The sequence below is a fragment of the Stenotrophomonas sp. YJH_SMC_58 genome, assembly GCF_059369635.1.
In genome coordinates, this window is the sequence record NZ_JCAFSW010000002.1 from 190,591 (window position 1) to 213,257 (window position 22,667).

Sequence of the window (22,667 nt, forward strand, 5' to 3'; positions counted from 1 at the left end):
CCGTGGATCCACACCCTGCATGGATGCCCCTATCCATGCAGCCGAGCGCGGGCTCGGCTCTACAGGGACCGGCGCAACAGGCGCGGCACCAGCATCACAGCGTGGGCCCAGATCGCGCCCCACACCGCCACCCGCACCGGCAGCGAACGCTGCTTCGCTTCGAACTTCTGGAAATAGCGCCACAGGCCCTTGTGTTTGTGCCATTCAACGAAGAACGGTCGTGAGCGGCTGGAGACACCACGCACATGGGTGACCTGCAGGTCGTTGGCGATCGCCACCACCGCGCCAGCCTCACGTGCGCGCCGGCACAGGTCCAGGTCTTCGGCGTGCAGGCGGTAGCCAGCGTCCCAGCCACCGATGCGGTCGAACAGCGCACGCGGCATCATCAGCAGCGCACCGGACAGTGCCGGCACCCGCTGCAGCGGCTGCTGGGGGTCGCGCGGGACCGCCAGCTTCGAGCCTCTACCCGGCGAACGCAGCATCAACAGGAAATCCGGATCACGACGGCGCACCGCCTCGTCGGCATGGCCATGCTCGTCCAGCTGCTCGACACCCAGCAGGCAATCACCCAACCCTTCGGCACGGCTGCGCAGCTCAGCCAGGGTATCGGGCTCCACCATCAGGTCCGGGTTGATGAAGGCCAGCCACGGGCTGTGCGAATCGGCCACCCCCTGGTTGTTGGCAGCGGCAAAGCCGGGATTGTCAGGATTGCCGACAAAACGCACACGGGGATCGTGGCTGGCATGCCGTTGCACGATGTCCAGCGTGCCATCCAGCGAGCCGTTGTCGATCACCCGGATCTCGGCCACGTCCTGCGCCTGGCGCAGGCGCGAGAGGCAGGCATCGATGGTGCTGCCACTCTGGTAAGTGACGACGATGGCGGCGATGGCAACATTCAAGCGGGTGACTCCGGCGCGGAAGGAACGAACAGGTCGCCCTGTTCCTTCGGCATTATCGCCTGCCGCATGCGCTGCTGCAGGTCGGCGCGCAGCCCATGCAATGGATCGTGCATCAGGAAATCGGCCAGGCGCGGCACCCAGCCCGGCCAGCGCGCGGCCAGCGCCTCAAGATCGCCGTCACGGCTGACCGCCTCGCCCGCCCGGCTGACGAAGGCGGTCTCGCACAACACGTTGCGCCAGCCCAGGCCGGCCATGCGCAGGCTGAGGTCGACCAGCGCGGCGTTCCAGCCGGCGTAGCTGGCCACATCCAGGCCACCGGCGCGACGGCGCGCATTGCCACGCACCAGCACTGCATGGGTGACCGCCGATGGCAGTTCCGGGTGCAGCGTCGGCAAGGCAGCGCAGGTCTGTGCCAGCAGCGCCGCATCCTCGGGCTCGGGATTGATCTCGCCCAACCGTGGCCACGCTGCGGTTTCGCCGGCATTGCACCACGGGGTTGCCGTCGCGATGGCGGCATCGCGGGCGAAGGCGTCCTGCAGCCGCTGCAGCCAACCGGGTGCCGGCACGCTGTCTGGAGCCAGCACGGCCACGTCCAGGCCGTCGCAGGCGCGCAGCATCTCGTCCAGATGCGCCACTTCACCCAGCGGCCGCGCGCGGCGGGTGTATTCGGCCTGCAGCGGCGTATGCGCCAGCCAGTGTTCCACCACCGCCTGCGCACGCGGACCGGTCTGCGCATCGTCGGCCAACCAGACTGCGGTGCCCGGCGCGGTGCCGGCATCCAGTGCGGCCAGGCAGCGATCGAGCGCAGCATCGTCCACGCACAGCGGCAACAACACGATCGCCCCCATCCCGCCTCCGTGGTTGTCGGTGGCCACAGCCTAGCACTGGGAGGGTATCGGCCGGGTTGCACCCGGCACCCGCTTCAGGCCAGAGCCGAAGCCGAAGCAACAGCAGAAGCCGGCTATCCGTGGGATGGCGGGGTGGGTCCGGTTGCGGGGGACGCTGCAAGTCCCCCTTCCGGGGCCCGGCCCAGCCGCTGGCGGCTGTGCGTTCGGGCGCTTGCGAAGCAGTGCTTCGCAAGCAAAGCGCCCTCACCCATGTAAGCTCGGTCGCCGCATCCATGCGGCTCACGCCCCCGCAACCGGACCCACCCCGCCTTCGACAGTTTTCCGCGATCTGCCTGCTCTTCTGTAGAGCCGAGCCATGCTCGGCTCAGATCTCACAGATTTCGAAATATTCGATTTCGATGGAGAGTCATCCACGCATGGCGTGGATCGTGTCGACCAAGGTCGACACCTACCAACAGCCGCGGGGATCTGTCAGACGGTGGGGCGGTGTGGGTTGGCAGGACCGTTGGCGCCATGGATGGCGCCATCGAGCCCCCAGGGACGGGTTTACGGCGTGTCCTGCCAACCCACACAGCCCCGCCACCCCTCAGTAAACCCGCTGTTGCCGTTGCTCCGGCTCCGGCTCTGGCTCTGGCTCCGGCCTCTGCGGGTGCCGGGCGCAGCCCGGCCGCAAACCCCTTACTTCTTTGCGCGCGGCTGGTTCAGCGGCTCCATCGCGCGGAAGCGCTGGCTGTACTCATCGGTCAGATTCCGCGCTTCCTGCCCGTTGCGCACGATGCTCGGGGTCAGCAGCACGATCACCTCCGAACGGCGGCTGGTGCGGCTCTTCTGCCCGAACAGCGCGCCGACCACCGGAATCCGGCTCAGGCCGGGAATGCCGCTGCTGCCATCGGTGGCCGAATCGGTGATCAGGCCGGCCAGCATGATGGTGTCGCCGCTCTGCACCGCCGCTTCGGTCGACAGCTTCTTGGTGGAAATCCGCGGGTTGCAGTTGCGCTCGGTCGGATTGCAGTTGTCGGGCACGTTCGAGGCGCTGCTCACTTCCTGCACGATATCGAGGAACACCGTGCCATCGCGGGTTACGCGCGGGCGCACCTTCAGGATCACGCCGGTGTCGATGTACTGCACCGAACTGTAGGTGCCGGTGCCGATACCGGTGTTGACCGTGGTGGTGTTGATCGGCACCTTGTCGCCCACGTTGAGCGTGGCCTCGGCGTTGTTGCGCACGAACACCGAGGGGGTCTGCAGCAGGCGTACATCGGTGACCTTGTCCAGCGCGCTCACCACCGCCGCACCATTGTGGCCGGTGAATGCCCAGCCCAGGCCTTCCCCCCCGGTTGCGGCACCGGCGAAGCTGCTCCAGGAGCCACCCGCTGCTGCCGGCAGGGTCACGCCGCCCAATGCTCCCGTCAGGGCACGCCCGGCCACGGCATTGTCGAAGAACCAGTTCACGCCGTACTTCAGGTCACCATCCAGCGACACCTCGGCCACCTGGGCTTCGATGTGCACCTGCAGCGGCATCACGTCCAGCTTCTCGATCACCTCGCGGATCGAGCGCCAGGCCTGCGGGCTCGAACGCACCAGCAGGGTATTGGTCTCCTCCACCGCCGAGACGCCCACGCGATCGCCTTCCACTTCCAGGCTGACGCTGACGTTGCCGGACTGGCGCTGCGGCAGGTTCATGCTGCCGTTGCCGGCACCGCTGGAACCGCTGCCCGGGGTCGAACCGAAACTGCTGCTGTTGTTGCTGTCCATGCCGCGCTCGCCGTCGCTGCCCAGCTGCGATGGAATCGCGCCGGGTGCCAGCGATGCCGGGCTGGAGCCGCCGCGGTTGCCGCTGCTGGCGAAGGCTTCACTCAGCCGCTCGGCCAGGTCGCGCGCCTTGATGTAGCGCAGCTCGTAGGAGAACAGACGGGCGCTGCCACCGGCGGTATCGATACGGTCCAGCCACTGCTGGATCTGGTCCAGGTAACGCACCTGCGGGGTGATCACCAGCACGGCGTTGGCGTTTTCCAGCGGCAGGAAACGGAACATGCCGGCGCTGGGGGTCTTGCTCTCCTCGCCGAACACCTTCTCCAGATCGGCAGCGACCTGCTCGGCCTTGCCCGACTGGATCGGGAACACGCCCACCGACATGCCCGAGAGCCAGTCAACGTCGAAGATCTCGACGGTGCGCATGTAGTTTTCCAGCTCGGCGCGGGTGCCACCGAGGGTGATCACGTTGCGGCCGCTGTCGACGTTGACGATGGCATTGGGCCGCGCATACGGCTCCAGCACCTTCTTCATCTCGGTGGCGGAGATGAACTGCAGCGGGATCACCCGTACCTCGAAGCCACGCGCACTGGCTGCAGGCGCCGTGCTCGGCGCAACCGTACCGGCCAGCGCCTGGTCGGCAGCGACGATGTTGTAGCGGCCACCGCTGTAGACCATGCGGGCATTGTTCCAGCCCAGCACCATCTCCAGCAGGTTCAACGCCTGCGCTGGCGACACCGGCTTGGGCGTGGCCAGGGTGACCGTGCCCTGCACGCCCGGTGCGATCACGTAGTTCTGGCCCAGCATGTCACCCAGGATGGCCTTGACCACCGCGTGCACCGACTCGCCTTCGAAATTGAAGGTTGCTTCACCGGTGCTGGCGCCATGCAGCGCCGGTGCCGGTGCACGTGCTGCTTCGCGGTTGATCATGGTGCCGGTGCCACGGCGGATCACCGCCTGCGGAGCGCCCTGGGCGTCACGGGCAGCATCTGCTGCGACATCAGCTGCCTGGCCGGCCTCGGCAGTGGGCGACAGATTGCCCTTGCGCTGCACATGCGGCGCGGACACGGTGCTGCAGCCGACCAGCAGCGCGAGGGCAAAGGACCAGGGAAGAAAACGCAGGCTCATGCATTCACTCTATCGGTTGGTGCCATCGCCCGGGGGCGGCGACGGTTGTTGCTGCTGTTGTTGCTGCAGCTGGCGGCGACGGGCCTGGATGCGTTCGCGGATGGCCTGCATCTGCGCTTCGCTGGGGCCATTGGTGTTGGCAGGAGGTGCCGCGGCGGCGGCTGATGGCACGCTGCTGGCGGGCTGCGGCTGCGCGGTTGCGGTTGCAGCAGCCGGAGGTGGGGATGGCATCGGCGGTGCACCCGCCGGCGGTGGCACAACGACCGCACCCGCCGGCGGCGCGCCATTGGCACCCCGCAGTACGGTGGGCGGCTCGCCGCCCTGGCCATTGAACACGGCCAGTTCCAGCACCTGGCTGCCGCTTGGGCCGATCACCGTGGCCTGGCGCGGCGCAAGCCCCACAAGTTGCCAACCGTCCACCGCTTCGCCGTTGAGGCGCAGCCGCAGCGAACGGTTCTGTTCGGTGGTGAAGGTGGCCATGCCGAAGTCGCCGGTCAACAGCACGCCGGTCAGGCGCAGCGCGGCGCTGGCGGCCGGCTCGCTGCCACCGAGCAGGTAGGGCTTCGGCCTGCGGTCCTCGGCGAAAAGCGGTCGCTCGCCGATCGCGCTGTAGCTGTCGGCGCTGGGCATGCGTTCTGCGGCCAACGGCGGCAGCACCGGCAGCGAAGGCACCGCATCGGCATCGCCATCCGCACCTGGCAACTGGCTACCCAGACCGAAGCCGGTGGCCAGCCAGACCGCCGCAGCCCAACCGGCCAGGGCCAGCAGGAAACCGGTGCGCAGGCTGATCTGCTCAAGTTTCATCAGCGACCTCCTGTCCCTCGACCGGCGCCGCCGGTGCGGGGGCGGGTGGCGCTGAAGGCGGCTGCGGCGCGGACACCGGTTCGGCGGCAGGCGTCGGCGCACTGCCATCGGCTGCTGCACCGGGCAGCAGGTAACCGGCCAGTTCGAATGACACATCCAGGCCAAGCCCGGATTCATTCGGCGACTGCTGGAAGCGCTGCGCGATCAGGTTGAGGTTGTCGACGAACAGGCGCGGGCTGCCGGTCTCCAGGCTGTGCAGCACCGTGGCCAGTTCGGCCACGCCACAGCGCAGGCGCACCTGCATGGCGACGCGCACGAACTCGGCGTCGCGGCGGTTGTCGGTGAGCGGCGTGCGGTTGCTGATGGTGCAGCTGCGGTTGCCCGGGCTGGCCATCGCCACCGCATCCTGCAGCTTCGCGCCGAGCGCAGCGGCTGCAGCCTCGGCGGTGGCCTCGCGCAGGAAGCCCGGCCGCTGCTGCAGTGCCTCGCGGGTGGCACGCAGGCGCTGTTCGATCTGCGGCTGCTGCTGCAGCTGCGCCTGCACGCGCTGCTCGCGCTCGCGCAGGGCGGCGACATCAGCATCGATTTCGCGCAGCGGCTGGGTGAACCAGGGGTGCACCAGCAGCAGGTAGGCCAGGCCCAGCACTGCCAGCAACAGTGCCAGTGCCAGCCAGCGGTCACGGCGTGCGCTTGGCATCGGCATCGGCCGCCTCCCGGTTCGGGGCTGCCGCCGGCAACGGCTGCAGTTCAGCGGTCATGGTGAAGCGGTCGCGGCCACTGGCGGCGCCATCGGCCTGCAGTACGCCGGTCAGGTTGACCTTGCGCCACTGCGGCGCATCCTGCAGCAGCTGCACCAGCTGCGAGGCCTCGCGGCTCAGGCCAATCAGCTGCAGGTTGTTGTTCTCGATGGCCAGTTTTTCCAGGTACGTTCCCTCCGGCAGGCGCCGGGTCAGTTCGTTCCAGATCTCCACCGTACCCGCGCGCTGGCCGCGCTGCTTTTCAAGGAACGCGGCACCGTCGATCAGCGCCTGCAGCTGGGCACGTTCGCTGGCCACGCCACGCGCACTGCGCGCGCTGCGCTCCACCTGGGCACGCAGTTCGTCGGCTGCCGCGCGGCGATTGTCCAGCACCTGCAGGCCAGACAGCACCAGCATCACCACCGCGGCCACGGCCAGCAGAAGGTTCCAGCGCCGCATCGGGTCGGCCTGCAGCTGACGCTGCGCGGGCGGCAGCAGGTTCACCTGCAGAATGTTGCCCTGCGCATCAATGGCATCGACACCGGACAGTGCATCGGCCCATTGGCCCACGTTGCTGCGCCAAGCCTCGAGCTGCCGCAACGGCCAGGCCACCAGTTCGACCTGCAGCTGGCCCTCGCCCGCCGCGCCACGTTCACGCACGTCATAGCTGACCTGGCTGGATTCGAAAGGCGTCTGCCGGTCGATCTCGAAACCGACCACCGCACGCAGACGGTCCGCCGCCGCCGCCGGCAGGCGCAGCTGCCGGCGCAGCACATCGCTTGCCGGCAGCAGCCACACCCGCGGCAAGCTGCGCAGGCGGGCTTCCAGCACGCGATCCAGTTCGGCCGGGGACAGCGGCCACGGCAGCCGTACGACCGGTTCGCGGCGCTCCCCCGCCTCACGCCAGACCTGAAGGTGGTCGCCTTCGCGCTGCAGCAGCAGGCGCGCCTGTGCCCAGCCCAGTGCCCACTGCCAACGTGCCGGCACCCAGGCCAGCAGCGATTGCCGCCACCAGCGCAGGAAACGGCCGGCGCCAGGGCCGATCCGGCCCTGTACCTGCCGCACACTGTCCTGCCATGCCGTCATCTTGCTGTCATTCCCTGCTCCCAGCGAAGCACTGTGTAGGACCGCCCGGGAACCCCGCCCGAGCCATTGCGTACCACTGCCTGCAACACCGACCGGCGTCCACTGCCGTCGGTTGCACGAGACTCGATACTATAGGTGCCGCTGCTGCTGGCAAGCGTTGTCGCACCGCCAGCGGTATCTGCGTCACGCTCCTGCTGTGCGCGCTGCGCCAGCACGGTATCCGCATCCAGGCCCAGTGCGGTCAGCACCGGCGCGCTGGCAAACTGGGGATCCGGGCGCGCCTGGCGGCTGTACAGGGTCAGGTGCGGCAGCATGGCCTGGTACAGCGGGCCGCGCATGCCGAGTACCCGCTGCAGCTCGCCCAGCGTCTCGAAACGCTTGTTGCGGGGGCCATAGGGCAGGCCTGCCGCGGCATAGTCGGGCGCTTCGGCACCGCCGCCGGGCTGCAGCAGGCTGTCCTCGTCGCGCCAGTCGACGATCGCGCCGGCCAGCTGGCGGGCCTGCGCTTCGTCTTCACCCAGCGCCTTGAGGAAGGCGCTCAGCAGAGCCACGTCGGCCAGGTTCAGGTTGATCTTGCCGTTCTCGTCCAGCACCTTGATCTCGATGCTGGCGTCATCGAACTGCCAGCGATAGACACGGCCATCGGCGCGCCAGGGCGCCCGCTGCGGATCGGCGGACAGGCGCGTCAGCGCGTACTCAAGTCCCGCCCGTGCACGCTCCTGGCCTCGCGCATCATCATCCAGCACCCGCTGCTGCAGGTGCTCGACCCGCGCGCTCAACGCGAACGCGCCCACCAGCGCCGTCATCAGGGCGATCAGCCACAGGACCAGTACCAGCGCCGCGCCGTGCGCCCGGCTCATCGCGCTCCTCCACTGCCGCCCGCGCGCGGAGCGACCACCAGTGCAGGCCAGGGAGCGCCCTTGGCGGGCACGATCTGGATCTCCACCAGCATCGGCAGGCGCCGGGTGTCATCCCAGCGCGGCGTCCAATCAGTCACCTGCCCGGTGCTGGCATCGATGCCGCGATAGCGTAGTTGCACCGACTTGAGGTTCTCCACCAGCACCTCCGGTGGGCGCGGCGGAGTTTCGGCGATGCGCTCGCCCTCCTGCAGCAGCACCAGGTCGAGCAGGAGGCGTTGCTGGCCGCTGCGGCCATCCACCTGCAGTGCGTGCAGGTAGGCACCGCCACGGCCCAGATAGCCCGGTAGATCGGCCGCGAACAGCATGCGTTGCTCTTCGCCCTGGAAGAAGATCGGTTCGCGGGTGGGATCGGGCACTTCCAGCGGCGTGCGCAGCGCACCGGCCAGCTGCCGCCGCAGCAGAGCCTCGACCGCACGCATGCGTTCGCTCTCGGCGGCAATCTGCTCGCCACGCTGGCTCACCGCCATCGCCGAGCGCACGCTGGCAAAGGCCAACGCCAGGCCACCGGCCAACAGCACCGTGGCCAACATCACTTCCACCAGGGTAAATCCTGCGGCGCGTCGCTTCATCGCGCGCTCTCCAGGTCCGGCGGCAGCAGGCGCAGGCTGCGCCAGCGCAGTTGTTCGCGTTCGCCTTCGCCCCAGCGCACCTGAAGCTGCAGCTCGGCCAGCCAGGGAGCCCCCGGCGATTGCGCCTGTGCCTGTACCGCCTTGGCGGCACGCGGCTCGACCCATGGCTGTACCTGCAGCTCCCAATGGTATCGGCCCTGTTCCCAGTCGCCCTGCTGGCTGCCCACCTGCAATGGCGCGGCGACACCGGCTTCGGCCAGCAATGACTGCGCATGCAGCACCGCACGCGTGCGCAGCTCGGCCTCCCGGACCTGTTTCGCGCCACCTGACAGGCTGCCCAGCAGCAGCGTCAGCGCCAGGCCCAGCAAGGCGAAGGCGATGATCACTTCCAGCAACGTGAAACCACGCGCCTGCCGCTTCATGGCGCCTGCCACGGGCCGGAGCGGACCTCGCCGGTCAGCCAGCCGACATCGATGCGCCATTCGGCGCCCTCACGTTGCAGGCGGATGCGGCCACCACTGGAGCCACCATCGGGATGGAACTCGATCACGCCCTGCCCCGGCGCGGTGGCCAGCTGCGCGGCACCTTCGAACTGCACCTGCAGCTGCGTCGGCACATCGCCCTGCCGCTGGTTGGCCCCCTGCCAACGGCGACGCGCCGGTTCGATCACGAAGCGCTGCGGCTCACCGCGCGCGATGGCCTGGGCGCGCACCATGCGCAGCTGGTTGGCGATGTCCTTGCCGGCGCTGCGCAGCTGCATGCCGGCAAAGCCGCGCGACAGACCCGCAGCGGTGATCAGGCCGATCGCGGCGATCAGCGCGATCACCAGCAGCATTTCCAGCAGCGACAGGCCCGCTGCGCGCCTGCCGTGCAGGCGCGGGCGAGGCAGCCGGCGCGGCAGGAAATGCGTCATGCCCGGTTACGGCTGGTAGCGGATGTCAGCGTCGACGCTGCTGCCGCCGGCCTTGCCGTCCTTGCCCAGGCTGATCAGTTCATACGGCTGGCCTTCGCCCGGCGCGCGGTACTCCAGCGCGTGGCCCCACGGGTCATTCAGGTCGGCCGGCTTGGCGTACGGGCCCAGCCAGCCGCCGACACCTGCCGGTGCGGTCACCAGATCGTTGAGCGAGCCAGGCAGCTTGCCGGTATCGATCTGGTAGTTGTCGACCTTGGAGGCAACGGTCTGCACCTGGGCCTTGGCGATGTTCGCCTTGCCACGATCGGCACCGCCCAGCACGCGGCTGGCGACCAGGGTCAGCACCGCGCCGATCAGCACGATGACGATGATGATCTCCAGCAGGCTCATGCCCGACTGGTTGCGCGCGGCAGTGAAGGAAAGGCGGATCGGTCGACGGGAAGCAATCATGGTCGGTCCTTTCAGTTGCGGAGTGTCGGGGTTGCGTAGGGAGCCATCATCAGCCGATGGCATTGGTCAGGTCGTACAACGGCACCAGCACGGCGACGATCACCGCACCGACCACCGAGGCCAGCACCAGGGTGATCGCTGGTACCATCGCGGCCAACAGGCGGTCGATGCGACGGGCGCTGTCCTGTTCAAACGTGTCGGCAGCTTTCAGCAGCATGGTATCGAGGGCACCGGATTCCTCGCCGACCTGGATCATCTGCAGGGCCAGGCGTGGGAAACGCTTGCCGCGTGACAGTGCCAGCGACAGGCCGGCACCGTTCTTCACTTCGTCGGCGGCCGCTTCCACATCAGCGGCCAGCGCGCGGTTGCCCAGCACGTTGCGTGCGATGCCCAGCGCCCCGAGCAGCGGCACGCCATTGCGCAGCAGGGTGCCCAGCGTGCGCGCCAGCCGCGCGGTTTCCAGTTCGCCCAGCAGGCGGCCGATGCCGCGACGCTGCAGCAGCCATCCATCCAGCGCCAGCCGGAACGCCGGTTGCCGTACCTTGCGTTCGAAGAACAATGCCAGCAGTGCGGGCACTACCAGCAGCAGCACCCACCAGTCGCGCACGAACAGGCCCAGCTGCAGCACCGCATTGGTGAACCACGGCAGCGCCACGTCCAGGCTTTCGTACATCTGCGCGAACTGTGGCACCACGTAACCGAGCAGGAACAGCAGCGCACCGCCCACCACCACCAGCAGGATGGCCGGATAGACCAGTGCGTTGATCACCTTGCCCTGCAGCGCGCGGCTGCGTTCGAGGTAGTCGGCCAGCCGCTGCAGGGTCTCGTGCAGGCTGCCACCCGCCTCGCCGGCACGCACCATGTTCACGTACAGGCGCGAGAACAGGCCGTGCTGGCGCTCCAGCGCGGTCGACAGCGGCGCACCGCCGCGCACCACGTCGCGGATGTCGGTGATCGCACGCCGCGAGCGTTCGTCTTCCGGAAGACCGAGCAGGATCGACAGTGCACGGTCCAGCGGCTGGCCGGCACCAAGCAGGGTCGCCAGCTGCTGGGTGAACTGCAGCAGCCCCGCGCCCTGCAACGGGCGCTGGCGCAGCAGCGTGCGCCAGCTGCTGCCGCCGACCACGCCGCCGTCGGCCAGCTGGGTCTCCATCGGCAGGTGGCCCTGATCCTGCAGGCGCGCGACCAGTTCGGCCTCGCTGGCGGCTTCCATCTGCCCGTCGAAGATCTCGCCGTGCGAATTGAGCGCTTTGTAGCGGTAGTTCGGCATGTCAGCCCCGGCGTCCTGCGCGCATCAGCTTTCCTCGGTCACGCGCAGCACTTCCTCGATGGTGGTCTGGCCGCTGAGAGCTTTGGCCAGGCCATCCTCGTACATGGTGCGCATGCCGGCTTCACGGGCGATGCGTTCGATCTCGCCCATGCCATCGCGGCGCATCACCGCACGCCGCAGCGCGTCGTTCATCACCAGGAATTCCATGATGGTGGTGCGGCCCAGGTAACCAGTCGGCGCCAGTGCCGAGGGCTTCGGGCGGTATAGATGGATCGGCCCTTCCGGCTGCAGGCGGCGCAGCTCGAAACGCTCGATCTCCTCCGGCGAGGCTTCATAGCGCTCGGCGTGGGTCGGCTCCAGCCGACGCACCAGGCGCTGGGCCAGGATGCCGTTGATGGTGGACGTGAGCAGATAGTCCTCCACGCCCATGTCAAGCAGGCGGGTGATGCCGCCGGCCGCATTGTTGGTGTGCAGGGTGGACAGCACCAGGTGGCCGGTCAGCGCCGACTGGATCGCGATGCGCGCGGTTTCCAGGTCGCGCATTTCGCCGATCATGATGATGTCCGGGTCCTGGCGCACGATGCTGCGCAGTGCGTTGGCGAAGTCCAGGCCGATCTGCGGCTTGGCCTGGATCTGGTTGATGCCCTCGATCTGGTACTCGACCGGATCTTCCACCGTGATGATCTTGACGTCGGCGGTGTTGAGCTGGCTCAGCGCGGTGTACAGCGTGGTGGTCTTGCCCGAACCGGTCGGGCCTGTGACCAGCAGGATGCCGTGCGGTTGTTCCAGCACTTTGCGGAACTGCGGCAGGAACGCATCGGTGAAGCCGAGACGATGGAAATCGAACACCACCGTTTCGCGGTCGAGCAGGCGCATCACCACGCTTTCGCCGTGCGCGGTCGGCACCGTGCTCACGCGCAGGTCCAGCTCCTTGCCCTGCACGCGCAGCATGATGCGGCCGTCCTGCGGCAGGCGGCGCTCGGCGATGTTGAGGCGGGCCATGATCTTGATGCGGCTGATCACCGCTGCGGTGAGGTTGGCCGGCGGGCTTTCGCCTTCCACCAGCACGCCGTCGACGCGGTAACGCACCTTCAGCCGGCTTTCGAACGGCTCGACGTGGATGTCCGAAGCGCGCAGTTCCACCGCACGCTGGATCACCAGGTTGACCAGGCGGATCACCGGCGCTTCCGAGGCCAGGTCGCGCAGGTGCTCGATATCGTCGACCGCGCCGCCCTCGCCGTCTGCGGTTTCAACAATCGCGCCCATCGCGCTGCGGCCCTGGCCGAACCAGCGCTCGACCAGATCATCGATCTCCGCACGCATGCCCAGCACCGGGGTCACCGGTACGCCAAGTGCCAGCTGCACAGCCTGCTGCGGATAGGGATCGTGGGCATCGGCCAGCCACAGCCGTACACCCTGTTCATCCAGCGCCAGCGGGCATACATGGAACTGTTTGAGGAAACGCAGGGACAGCGGCAGGCCCTCGGCCAGACCCTGGGGCGGTGAATCCGGCAGCTGCTTGCCATCCAGCAGCGGCAGGCCCAGCACCTCGGCGCTGGCCTGCGCCTGGTCACGTTCGGACACCAGCCCCAGCCGCACCAGCAGGCCAAGCAGGCTGCCGCCGGCCTCCGCGTGCAGCGGCCGTGCCCGTGCAAGATCGCTCTCCTTGAGGCGGCCACGCGCCAACAACGCATCCAGGATGCGGCCTTCAGCGTCGTCGGCAGCGGTTGCAGCAAGGGCGTTCACGTGACTCTCCTGTCAATCGGCTCGACTTTAGCAGTTACGTCGTGATTTCCGTCGCCCCGCCGCCCGCTTTCGTAAAAAGACGAAGCCCGTCACATGCGGGTGACGGGCTTCGGCCATTCAACTACCGCACTGCGCGCTTACTGCGTGGCGAGAATGCTCACACCGCTGTAAGCCGCCTCGCCCACCACCTTGATGTAGTAGGTGCCGGCAGTCGGTGCCGTCACCCGCACCGTTTCCGAGGTGCCCGGACGGGTCGAGCGCGCATCGTTGTCGGTGGCACTCGGCTCGCGGCCCTTGGCCAGGTAGACCGACACGTTGCCGGTGCCACCATAGGTGATGATGCTGAGCTGCTTGCCTGCCGCGGCTTCGAAGCTGTAAAGCACGCTGCTGCCGGCGGCACCACTCAACCCGCCGATGGCCACCTTGTTGGTCAGCGGCTTGGCCACCGGCCCGCAGTTCTCGGTGCACGGCTCTTCCAGGGCCTTGTCCAGCGCGGCCTTGGCATCGACGATGCCGGTACCGATCGGGGTGGCGGACGGAATGCTGACCGGGAACGGACGTGCCGTTTCCTTCAGCAGGGTACGCATGCCCGCCGGCGCGAGCGGGTCGCGGTTGGCGGCGATCAGCGCGCTCTGCACCAGCGCGGCGACGGCAGCCACATGCGGTGCCGCCATCGACGTGCCGGCCTTGCCGCCAAGGGTGTAACCCTCGGTGGAACCGGCTGCCGGCGGCGACGTCTTGCTGCTGGACACCGCCTGCCAGACATAGCCGTTCGGATTGCCGTCGGTGACGCCACCGCCCGGGCCGGACAGATCGATGCGGGTACCGAAGTTGGAGTAGTAGGCCATGGCGCCGGTGATGCCGGTCGCGCCGACCGAGACCACGCCATCGCAGTTGGCCGGGCGGGCGTTGGCGACATTCATCGAGTCGTTGCCGGCTGCCACCACCACCAGGGTACCGCGGTTGGTGGCACCGGTGATGGCCGCCTGGTAGGCCGGATCGCAGCTGCCGGAGCCGCCCAGGCTCATGTTGATGATCTCGGCCGGATTCTGGTTGGCAGGGATGCCGGCCACGGTACCGCCCGAGGCCCAGGTGATGGCGTCGGTGATGTCCGACAGGGTGCCACCGCAGTAGCCGAGCACGCGCACCGGCAACACCTTGGCCTTGTAGGCCAGGCCGGCGGTATGCAGGCCGTTGTTGGTGGCCTCGGCGATGGTGCCGGTCACATGGGTACCGTGCCAGCTGCTGTCGCGTACCGGCGAACCGTCGTAGCAGGCATTGGCGGTGGGCATCCAGTCACCGTAGTCGAGTGCACCCGGCACGCGGCCATCGGCGGCACGACGCGAGCGGCTGGCCTGGCTGATGAAGTCGTAGCCCTCCAGCAGGGTGCCGGCGGCGAAATCCGGGTGCTCGGGCAGGATGCCGGTATCGAGCACGGCCACCACGATGCCCTCGCCCTGCGAGACGTCCCATGCGGCCGGTGCGTTCACGCCACCGACCGGGTTGTGGAAGTGCCAGTTGTGGCTCTGGTAGTACGGATCGTTGGGCACGAAGCTGGGCGACGCATCGGACTTCGCGACGGCGTCCGCACGCGGCGACGACGCGGCATCGATCGGATACATGATGGCGTCGGCCACCGCATATTCGACGGTCGGGTCAGCCTTCAGTTCGCCCAGCACCTTGTCCAGTTCGGCGCGCGCGATCCCTCCCTGCAGGCGGATCAGATCGGCACCGATGCCCAGCTTGCGGGCCACCTGCGGGCGCAGCGCGGCACTGCGCGCAGCCGCGTTGGTACCTGCCGGCACGGCGCGGGCGATGGCCGAGTTGACCACGGCCAGCTTGGCGTTCGCATCGGCAGCTGCGGCGCTGCCAGCGCGGTACTTCACGATGATGCCATCCACCTGCTGCGTCTTCGGGCCGGACAACGGCGCATTTGCTTTCAGGTCGACGGCCTGTGCCAGGCCAACACCGGTCAGCGACAGCACGGCGGCTGCCAACACATTGATGCGAAGGTTCTGCTTCTTGATCACGTCGAATTCCTCTTCTGGGTCATGGATCGAACCAACACTGCGGCCATCATTCCTTGACGACTCCCGGCCGGCCCAGCCGGGATTGCCGTGACCTCCCCCCAGGCCCTCGTTGCAGGTGCTGCGCCGGCGTGGGTGGCCGCCGGCGCGATGGAGTGGCTTACCAGCCGAAGCCGGCACCGACGCCGACCGAGCTGTCGTCGCTGCTGAAGGCGCCGCCGAACGTCACCGTGGCGCGATCGCTGATCGCGCGCTGGTAACCCAGCGACAGTGCCGATTCACCGCCCTGGAAGCCGATGCCGACGCCGACCCGGTTCTGGGTACGGATGCCGGCAGCACTGGTGGCCATGTTGAGCATCGCCGCGCTCATCGCGCCCTGGCGGTCGATGCGGCGATCCATGTGGCGCAGGCGTCCGTCGATCTCGCCCTTGAACACATCGAAGCTGTCGGCGACGGCCTGGACGCGGCTGTCGGTGTAGCTGTTGGCGGTAGCCATGCCACGATCGAGCTGGCCCTTGTTGACCGCATCGGTGGCGGTGGTACCGGCTGCCACGTTGGTGACCTGGCGTTCGTTGCCTTCGCTGCCCACCGAGACCGTGTTGGCACGATCAGCGACCGAGCCCTGGCCCAGCGCCACCGCGTTCGCAGCGGTGGCATTGGCACCCTGGCCGATGGCGGTGGACGAGGCGCCGCTGGCCACTGCGCCGTCGCCCATGGCGACCGCGTTGAGGCCCGATGCCGGGGTGCCCACCGGGATGCCCGCGCCCGCCGCCGCAGCGGTCGGCGTGCCCTGCACGCGTGCGCTGCTGGCCGGTGCTGCATCGGCCGCAGCCGGTGCTTCGGCAACGCTGGCCAGTGCGCTTTCATCCAGGGAGGCACTCATTGCGCGCAGGCTGGCAGCACCTGCACGCGTGCCACCTGCAGTACGGCGGTCAATCTCACTGACCTTGCGGTCCAGCGCACCCAATGCATCGCCGACGTTGCTGTAGGTGGCGCCCTGGATCACATAGTTCGGTGCCACGAATACGCCCTGCATGCCGACGCTGGCACCGCCGCCGAGGAAGCTGGCGGCATCGCTGAGCGACTGGAACAGCTGGCCGCCATTGATCGCCTGGCGGCTGCCGGCGGCGATGCTGCCGGCACCGACGTTGTCTATGGTGGTGCCCTGGAAGCCGGACAGGGTCAGGCGGTCACGGCTGGCGTCGTCGTAGCCGACCGCACTGGCCGCCGTGGTCTCCACCGTGGCGATGCGCGAATCGAAATCACCGACGCGGGTTTCCACTGCGCCCACGCGCTGGTTGGTGACATTGAGCTGGGAGCCGGTCACTGCGTCACTGCTGCCGGCAGCGATGCGGCCATCGGCCACGTTGACGATGCGCCGGGTGGCCGGGCCATCGGTGGGGTTGCCACTGCCCACCGACACAACATTGGCATCCAGCGCACGCGCTCCAGCACCGATTGCAACCGAGTTGACGCCGACCGCTCCCGCACCGGCGCCAACGGCCAGTGCACCGGAGGCAGACACCGTGGCATTGGCACCCAGCGCGATGCTGCGTGCGCCCGCCGCATTGGCCACCGAGCCCATCGCTACCGAATCGGTACCGATGGCGTTCGCGGTTCCCGTGCCATTGGCGCGGAAATATCGGTTGGTGGTGTTGGCGGTGAACGCAACGGCGTCCAGCTGCCCGCGATTCACTGCGTCATTGATTTCGGTACCGTTGGCGACATTGGTGACCTGCCGGTTGTTGACGGCACTGCCGACGGACACGGTATTGGCACGATCGGCCACCGAGCCTCCACCCAGTGCGACACTGCCGGCAGCCGAAGCGTTGGCACTGACACCCACCGCCGTGGCATTCAAACCGGTGGCCTTGCTGCCGTAACCGACCGCAGTACCCAGGCGGCCGCTGGCTTCGGCATAGCTGCCCAGCGCCGAAGCGCCATCGGCCGAGGCACTGGCGCGGAAACCACTGGCCTGCGACTGCGTGCCGGTAGCCGTGGACTGCGCACCGTTGGCCGTGCTGTAGGGCCCCTTGGCCTGGGCCCCGGCGCCAGTGGCGCTGGCGCCGGTTTCGCTGGCGCTGGCGCCGCTGCCCAGCGCAACGCTGTCGACACCGCTGGCCTGCGCAGCATTGCCCAGTGCGGCAGCGTTGTTGCCGGTGGCCAGTGCATCGAAGCCGACCGCGGTGGCGTTGGCGGCCATGGCGTTGGCGCCGCTGCCCAGCGCAGTCGCACCGTTGCCGATCGCATTGGCCGCATTGCCTGCCGCCAGCGCATTTTCACCATCGACCAGTGCACCGGCCTCGCCATCGGCATTGCCGCTGGCCTGGAACTGGCGGCTGGTCTTGTCGGCCACGCTGGCAACGGCGTCGAGCTGGCCCTTGTTCACCGCATCGGTGGCTTCGGTACCGGCTGCAACGTTCGTGACCTGGCGTTCGCTGCCGGCCTTGCCAACGGCCACCGTGTTGTCACGGTCAGCCTTGGAACCGGCACCGAGCGCAACGCTGTTGCTGCCATTGGCGGTGGCATTGGCACCGAGCGCCGTGGCGTTGGCGCCTGCCGACCAGGCATTCCAGCCGATGGCGGTAGCGTAATCCTCGGTGGCCCATGCACCGGCACCGAATGCTGCCGCACCGGTGCCACTGGCGCGCGACGGAATCAGGCCGAAGAAGGTGCTGCCGCCGATCGCCACGCTTTCCGCACCGCTGGCTTCACTCGACTGACCCACCGCAACCGCGCCGGTGCCCGCCGCCGCGGCCCCGAAGCCCACCGCCGTGGTGTTGGCACCGCTGGCAGCCGAGCCGTAGCCGAGTGCGGTGCCAAGGCGACCGGTTGCTTCGGCATAGCCACCCACCGCTGTGGTGCCATCGGCGGAGGCCGCACTGCGGAAGCCGCTGGCAAGGGACTGTGCGCCACTGGCGTTGGATTCAGTACCGTTGGCGGTGCTGTAGACACCGCTTGCCTGTGCACGCGCGCCCACTGCGCTTGTCCCCACTTCGCTGGCGCTGGCGCCGCTGCCCAGGGCCAGGCTGTCCTCGCCGGTGGCCTGTGCCGTGCTGCCCAGTGCCGCTGCGTTGTTGCCGGTCGCCAGCGCATCGATGCCGACTGCGGTGGCGTTGGCGGCCAGCGCATTGGCACCACTGCCCAGCGCGGTAGCGCCGTTGCCGATGGCGTTGGCCGCATCACCGGCGGCCAGCGCATTGTCGCCCTCCACCAGCGCTCCGGTTTCACCATCGGCATTGCCGCTGGCCTGGAACTGCCTGCTGGTCTTTTCCGCGGCGGCGGCTACGGCATCGAGCTGGTTCTTGTTGACCGCATCGTTGCCCTGCGTGCCATCGGCCACGTTGGTGATCTGGCGGGTGTTGCCGCCGCCGCCCACCGACACGGTGTTGTCGCGGTCCGCAATCGAATCCGCACCGAGCGCCACGCTGTTGGCCGCGCGCGATTCCGCCGCATTGCCCAGCGCGGTGCTGTTGATGCCTCCCGACCAGGCGCCACCGCCCACCGCGGTGGAGTAGTTGCCCGAGGCTTCGGTGGCCAGCGTGCCGAACAGCGAGCCGCCGATGGCGACGCTGTTGGTACCGGTGGCCAGGCTGCCCTGGCCGGTGGCGGTGCTGTAGGCACCGGACGCTTGCGAATCACCGCCCAGCGCCACGCTGTTGGAACCCGAGGCGTTGGCGAAGTTGCCAAAGGCGGTGGCATTGAAGGCCGAAGCCTGTGCATAGCCGCCGATGGCGGTGCTGTAACCACCGGTGGCTTCGGCGCCGATACCGAACGCTGCCGCAGCCGTGCCGCTGGCCACGCTCTCGCTGCCGACCGCGGTGGCACCACTACCACTGGCGTTGCTGAAGTAGCCCACGGCTACGGCTTCTTCGCCGGAGGCTTCGGACAAGGCTCCGCTGGCGGTGCTGCCCGCGCCGCTGGCGATGCTGGCCGCGCCGAACGCCGCACTCTGCTCACCGCTGGCTTCGCTTTCCGCACCCTGCGCGGTGGCGTATTCGCCGGTGGCCTGTGCATTGGCGCCTACGGCACTGGCATTGGCGGCGGTCGCCAGCGCGTTGAAGCCGATCGCCTGCGCGTTGCCGGCCAGCGCATTGGCACCGCTGCCGAGCGCGGTGGCGCCATTGCCGATGGCGTTGGCCGCATCACCTGCGGCCAGCGCGTTGTCGCCCTCCACCAGCGCACCCGCCACATCGTCGCCGTTACCGCTGGCCTGGAAGAAGCGGCTGGTGGTCGTGGCGGTGCTTGCCACCGCGTCCAGCTGTGCCTTGTTCACCGCATCGGTGGCCTGGGTACCGGCGGCAACGTTGGTGACCTGGCGCTCGTTGCCGCTGCTGCCCACCGACACCGTGCGTGCGCGGTTGGCGACCGAGCCCGCGCCGAGTGCGACGGCGTTGCTGGCACTGGCATTGCTGCCCGCACCCAGCGCGATCGCACTTTCGCCGCCGGCCACCGTGTTGGTGCCGATGGCGATGCTGTTGATGCTGTTGCCCAGCGCCTGGAAGCCCAGCGCCACGCTGTTGTCGCCATAGCCGAAGGCACCACGGCCGACCGCGGTGGCGCTGGTGCCGTTGGCCCAGCTGTTGTAGCCGATCGACGTGGCGCCAGCGCCGCTGGCCCATGCTGCATTGCCGAACGCCGAGGCGTTGGTGGCGGTCGCCCACGCACCGGAACCAAAGGCGCTGGCGCCGCTGGCGGTGGCCCAGCTGTAGCCGCCCACCGCGGTGCTGTCATCGCTGCTGGCGAACGCACTGTCACCCACCGCCACCGCATACGCGCCGGTTGCGCGCGACTTGCCGCCGGCGGCGAAGCTGTTGTCACCGCTGGCCTTGGCCGCATTGCCGAAGGCGCTGCTGGCAGCACCGGTGGCCTGCGCAGCGCTGCCGACTGCCGTGGCATCGGCCACGGCCGTGGTACCCACCTGCTGCGCCTTGCCGTCGGCACCGATGATCGGCTGGTTGAACTCGTCGTAGGCCTGGCCCAGGCCACCAATGGCGACACCGCCATTGCCGGTGGCCGTGCTGTTGCGGCCCACCGCCACGCTGTCATCGCCGATGGCCGACGCGGCCGCGCCATGTGCAACCGCGCCGGCACCGATCGCATTGCTCGACGAACCGGCCGCGATGGCACCCTCGCCTTCCGCCAGCGCACCGGCATCACTGCCAGCTTCAGGCTGTGCCTGGAAGAAGCGCGCGGTGCTGTCGGCAGTGCTGGCCACCGCATCCAGCTGCGCCTTGTTCACCGCATCGGTGGCTTCACTGCCGGCTGCAACGCTGGTGATCTGCCGCTCGTTGCCGGCACTGCCGACGGCCACGCTGTTGGCACGCACCGCTTCGGAGTTCGCGCCCAGCGCGACGCTGTTGGCGCCGCGTGCCGTAGCGTAGTAGCCCACTGCGGTGCTCTGCGCACCACTGGCCCAGGTCTGCGCGCCAAGCGCGCTGGCGTTCTCGCCCGGCGCATAGGCGAAGTAGCCCACCGCGGTGGCTTCGGCGCCGGAGGCTTCGCTGAGGCTGCCGTTGGCCACGGCACGGTCGCCGCTGGCGATGGCGCCGGCACCCACCGCGGTCGCGGCTTCACCACTGGCCTGTGTCTGTACGAAGAAGCCCAGGCCGGGAATCAGGTCGGCCGGGCCTCCAATGGCGACGCTGCTGGTGCCCGTGGCATTGCTCTGCGTACCCAATGCCGTGGAGTAATCACCGATGGCATTGGAGACCGCACCGAACGCCGACGCCTGCGCGCCGGACGCATAGGCCCCCACGCCATAGGACGACGCGGCAAAACCGCTGGCATCGGCACTGGCGCCGACGGCCGTGCCACCCACGCCGGCACTGGTGGCGCCGGTGACCACCGGCACGCCACCACTGGTGATCAGCGGGTTGCCGTTGGCATCCACCGCAGCGCCACCGACGGCCACGCTGCCCGGTCCGTTGGCCTGCGCGTTGTTGCCGAATGCTGCGCTGTTCTGGCCCGAGGCCAGCGCGTTGTTGCCCACCGCAGTCGCGTTCTGCGCAACGGCAGTGGCACCGGCACCGACCGCCGTGGTGCCAGTGCCGATGGCATTGGCGGCCTCGCCTGCGGCCAGCGCGTCGTCACCTTCAGCCAGCGCACCGGCATCGCTGTTGCTGCTGCCGATGGCCTGGAAGCGCTTGGCGGTGGCATCGGCCACTGCGGCAACATCCTTCAACTGGCCAACGTTGACCGCATCGGTATCTTCGGTGCCGGCGGCAACGCTGGTGATCTGGCGGGTCAGGCCATATTCGGCGGCACCGACGGACACGGTATCGACACGATCAGCCAGCGAACCGGCGCCCAACGCCACGCTGCCGGTAGCGACCGCGGCCGAATTGGAGCCCAGCGCGGTGCTGTATTCACCGACGGCCGTGCTGAACGCACCGACTGCAATCGAGGCTTCGTTGGCAGCCGTGGCGCCGCGGCCCAATGCGGTACTGCCGGGGCCCATCGCTACGGCACCGCCACCGACGGCGGTCGCGCCATCGGCGGTGGCTTCGGACAGTGCACCCAGTGCCGTTGCTGCACCGTTTTCGCTGGCGGCGTAGGCGCTGGCACCGACGGCGGTATCGCCAAGGCCGAACGCTGCTGCGCTTTGCCCGACCACCACGCTGGCATCGCCGATCGCCAGCGCGCCCTGGCCGAATGCGCTGGCGCCGATGCCTGCAGCAATGGCCTGGGTACCGATGGCAGTGGTGGCGTTGGCCAGCGACTGCGCACCGGCACCGGCGGCCAGTGCGCCCTCGCCCTCGATCTTCGCCGCGTCGCTGTCATCGCCTGCGCCGTCGGCCTTGAAGTACCGGTTGCCGTCGGCGGCCACGTCGGCCAGCGCGGCCTGCGTGGCGCGCGCCTGCGCGTCCAGTTGCGCCTTGTTCACTGCGTCGGTCGCCTGCGTGCCTGCGGCGACATTGGTGACCTGCCGTTCCTTGCCGGCATCGCCGACGGAGACGGTGTTGGCACGCGTGGCTTTGGAGCCGGCACCCAGCGCCACGCTGTTGGCCGCACTGGCACTGCTGTTGCTGCCGATCGCCACCGCATTGCTGCCCTTGGCCGTGGCCGAGCCTTCGATCAGGCACTTTTCGAGCAGCTTGCCGCTGAATGCCACGCAGGTGGCGCTACCGCCGATCTGCACCGACTGTGCGGTGGCAGAGCCACTCATGCCCAATCCCAATACCAGGCCCAGTGCCACCGCCAGCAGTGCGGGCGTGGCCTGTGTCGCACCGCGGCGCTGGTCGACGACCCCACCGCTGCTGCTGTCGGAGGAAGCCAGTTCCGAGGCCACCACCAACTGACCCAATGCTTTGTTCCAGACCTTGCGATAAATCCGATTCATCGGTACGGCTCCTGATTGGACTGGTTTTGGGCAAAGCAACGCCACCGCTGGGCTTTCCGGCCCAACGTCCCCTGGGGGCGTTTATTCGCGTGATTTACTGCGGGGTATTGCCGAACGGCGCGCAGCGACAGAAAACCGAGCGCGTGCGCCAACCGGTTACTGCGAAATGAATGATT

15 protein-coding genes are annotated in these 22,667 nt (G+C 68.6%); all 15 read right to left on the bottom strand.

Annotated features, from left to right (window positions below; translation table 11 throughout):
- Window positions 1-59: 59 nt before the first annotated feature.
- Window positions 60-899 carry a glycosyltransferase family 2 protein gene (locus tag AC5P68_RS03360; protein WP_164133640.1) on the bottom strand — a complete coding sequence of 280 codons (840 nt, stop codon included), beginning with the start codon at window positions 897-899 and terminating at the stop codon, window positions 60-62.
- Entirely contained in the window at window positions 896-1,747 is an 852-nt protein-coding gene (locus AC5P68_RS03365) for a glycosyltransferase family 2 protein (protein WP_049402412.1), read from the bottom strand. Before AC5P68_RS03365 ends, AC5P68_RS03360 begins: the two co-directional genes overlap by 4 nt.
- Window positions 1,748-2,425: 678 nt before the next feature.
- Window positions 2,426-4,627 (bottom strand): type II secretion system secretin GspD, encoded by a 2,202-nt coding sequence (gene gspD, locus AC5P68_RS03370; RefSeq protein WP_033834384.1) that lies wholly within the window; start codon window positions 4,625-4,627, stop codon window positions 2,426-2,428.
- 9 nt (window positions 4,628-4,636) lie between these two features.
- The gene (locus AC5P68_RS03375; protein WP_005408032.1) at window positions 4,637-5,431 is read right to left on the bottom strand and encodes a type II secretion system protein, XpsN-like; all 795 of its coding nucleotides are present in this window, start codon (window positions 5,429-5,431) and stop codon (window positions 4,637-4,639) included.
- Entirely contained in the window at window positions 5,421-6,134 is a 714-nt protein-coding gene (gene gspM / locus AC5P68_RS03380) for a type II secretion system protein GspM (RefSeq protein WP_005408031.1), read from the bottom strand. The genes AC5P68_RS03375 and gspM overlap by 11 nt, the downstream gene beginning before the upstream one ends.
- On the bottom strand, window positions 6,109-7,254 hold the full coding sequence (locus tag AC5P68_RS03385) for a PilN domain-containing protein (protein WP_012479115.1): 1,146 nt from the start codon (window positions 7,252-7,254) through the stop codon (window positions 6,109-6,111). The genes gspM and AC5P68_RS03385 overlap by 26 nt, the downstream gene beginning before the upstream one ends.
- Window positions 7,251-8,114: a type II secretion system minor pseudopilin gene (locus AC5P68_RS03390; protein ID WP_005408029.1), complete on the bottom strand. Its 864-nt coding sequence runs from the start codon at window positions 8,112-8,114 to the stop codon at window positions 7,251-7,253. The genes AC5P68_RS03385 and AC5P68_RS03390 overlap by 4 nt, the downstream gene beginning before the upstream one ends.
- The gene (locus AC5P68_RS03395) at window positions 8,111-8,743 is read right to left on the bottom strand and encodes a type II secretion system protein J (protein ID WP_005412204.1); all 633 of its coding nucleotides are present in this window, start codon (window positions 8,741-8,743) and stop codon (window positions 8,111-8,113) included. Before AC5P68_RS03395 ends, AC5P68_RS03390 begins: the two co-directional genes overlap by 4 nt.
- Complete coding sequence (gene xpsI / locus AC5P68_RS03400; protein WP_164208900.1) at window positions 8,740-9,165, bottom strand: type II secretion system protein XpsI; 426 nt, start codon at window positions 9,163-9,165, stop codon at window positions 8,740-8,742. The genes AC5P68_RS03395 and xpsI overlap by 4 nt, the downstream gene beginning before the upstream one ends.
- A complete protein-coding gene (gene xpsH / locus AC5P68_RS03405) occupies window positions 9,162-9,656 on the bottom strand; it encodes a type II secretion system protein XpsH (protein ID WP_005412202.1) in 495 nt (164 codons plus the stop codon). Before xpsH ends, xpsI begins: the two co-directional genes overlap by 4 nt.
- 6 nt (window positions 9,657-9,662) lie before the next feature.
- The gene (gspG, locus tag AC5P68_RS03410; protein ID WP_004142831.1) at window positions 9,663-10,106 is read right to left on the bottom strand and encodes a type II secretion system major pseudopilin GspG; all 444 of its coding nucleotides are present in this window, start codon (window positions 10,104-10,106) and stop codon (window positions 9,663-9,665) included.
- 49 nt (window positions 10,107-10,155) lie between these two features.
- On the bottom strand, window positions 10,156-11,376 hold the full coding sequence (gene xpsF, locus AC5P68_RS03415; protein WP_099498152.1) for a type II secretion system protein XpsF: 1,221 nt from the start codon (window positions 11,374-11,376) through the stop codon (window positions 10,156-10,158).
- Window positions 11,377-11,400: 24 nt separating this feature from the next.
- Complete coding sequence (gene gspE, locus AC5P68_RS03420; RefSeq protein WP_005408024.1) at window positions 11,401-13,122, bottom strand: type II secretion system ATPase GspE; 1,722 nt, start codon at window positions 13,120-13,122, stop codon at window positions 11,401-11,403.
- Between the two features lie 137 nt (window positions 13,123-13,259).
- The gene (locus tag AC5P68_RS03425) at window positions 13,260-15,152 is read right to left on the bottom strand and encodes a S8 family serine peptidase (RefSeq protein ID WP_231523010.1); all 1,893 of its coding nucleotides are present in this window, start codon (window positions 15,150-15,152) and stop codon (window positions 13,260-13,262) included.
- Window positions 15,153-15,309: 157 nt separating this feature from the next.
- Entirely contained in the window at window positions 15,310-22,491 is a 7,182-nt protein-coding gene (locus tag AC5P68_RS03430) for an ESPR-type extended signal peptide-containing protein (RefSeq protein ID WP_414498137.1), read from the bottom strand.
- Between the last annotated feature and the right edge of the window lie 176 nt (window positions 22,492-22,667).